Source organism: Synechococcus sp. WC101 (assembly GCF_047461555.1).
Lineage (GTDB): Bacteria > Cyanobacteriota > Cyanobacteriia > Thermostichales > Thermostichaceae > Thermostichus.
The window spans coordinates 1-1579 of sequence record NZ_JANSHG010000282.1; the positions used below are offsets into that span (position 1 = coordinate 1).

The following is a 1579-nucleotide window of genomic DNA, read 5'->3' on the forward strand; positions in this document are numbered from 1 at the left end:
GCACAAAGTTCCGGTTACGGTCATCACCGGATTTTTGGGATCCGGCAAGACCACTTTGATCCGTCACCTTTTGCTCAACAACCAGGGCTGCCGCATCGCCGTAGTGGTCAATGAGTTTGGCGAAGTGGGCATCGACGGCGAACTGCTGCGGGATTGCCAACTCTGCGAGGGAGGGGGCTCCATCCCCATTCTGGAGCTGGCCAACGGCTGCCTCTGCTGCACGGTGCAGGAGGAGTTCTTGCCGACCATGGAGGCTCTGCTGCGGCGGCGGGCAGAGCTGGACTGCATCCTGATTGAGACTTCAGGATTGGCCTTGCCCAAGCCGCTGGTGCAGGCTTTCCGCTGGCCCACCATTCGCACCGGCGCCACGGTGGATGCGGTGATTGCAGTGGTGGATGGCCAGGCCCTGGCTTCTGGGCAACTGGTGGGGGATCTGGCGGCGCTGGAGGCGCAGCGTCAGGCCGATGAGAGCCTGGATCACGAGACTCCCATTGAGGAGCTGTTTGAGGATCAGTTGAGCTGCGCTGATTTGGTGCTGCTGAGCAAGGTGGATCAGATCACGCCGAAGGAGCGAACCCAGGTGGAGAGCTGGCTGCGGCAACAATTGCGCCCTGAGGTTCGAGTTCTCCCCTGTGAGCGGGGCCAGGTTGCCCCAGAAGTGCTCTTGGGCTTCCAGGCGGCGGTGGAGGATCAGTTGGAGCGCCGCCCCAGCCACCACGACTTCGAGGAGGAGCACGAGCACGAAGCTTTTGAGTCTTTCTGCCTCAGCCTGGAGGGCAGCTATGAGCCGGGATCCCTAGTTGCCCAACTGCGTCAACTGGCTCAAGAGGAATGCCTCTACCGGGTAAAGGGGTTTGTGGCCGTGCCCCACAAGCCGATGCGCCTGGTGCTGCAGGGGGTGGGATCCCGATTTGAGACCTACTACGACCGCCCCTGGCGCCCGCAAGAGCCGCGGTTGACCCGCCTGGTGTTCATCGGCCAGAGGCTCGACCGGGAGCGCATTGCTGCTCAGCTTCAAGGCTTGGCTCACAGAGAAGCAGTGGCCTCTGCCGGCTGATCCCTGTCGGGATCCCTTACCCCTGGGGAGAGGGGAGTTGCGTGACTCTATCAAAGGTGGCCTAGAGGTAGGCGTCGAGAAGAGAGGCTACGGTAGGGAAGCGGCAGGGCAAGCCCAGCGCTGCTGGGGAGAGGGCCGGATAGACAAAGTGGCGGTGGCGCAGGCAGTACTCATCCCAGGCCGAAAGTCGCACCCGAAGTAGGAAGGCTAGGGCGCGAAATAGGCCGATGGGCAGGGGCAGGCGGAAATAAATCCGTTTTTTAAAATAGGCGCACACCTGCTCTACGCATTCATCCACCGACAAGGGGGGGTTGCCCAACACCCAATCCCCTCCCCCCGGCGGATGGGCCACCCAATGGGCCACCATCTCGGCCACATCGGCAGCGTGGATGAAGTGGAAGCTGGCATCCACCCGCAAAAAGCGGATCAAATCCAGCCAGCGGAGCACCTCCTTGAGGCCGGCGGTGATGTGGGAGTAGGGGTGGTGGGGGCTGCCGCCAAACAGCAGGGTGGGGTAGAGGG

At 62.5% G+C, this 1579-nt stretch carries 1 protein-coding gene and 1 pseudogene; one reads left to right on the forward strand and one right to left on the reverse strand.

Translation table 11 applies throughout. The features are described from left to right. The coding region (cobW, locus tag NW809_RS12465; protein WP_414402289.1) for a cobalamin biosynthesis protein CobW at positions 1-1057 on the forward strand (1057 nt) is incomplete at its 5' end. Positions 1058-1118: 61 nt separating this feature from the next. Here cobW and NW809_RS12470 read toward each other — a convergent pair. Further along, positions 1119-1579 (reverse strand): annotated as a pseudogene (locus tag NW809_RS12470) (NAD(P)-dependent oxidoreductase); the annotation flags it as partial.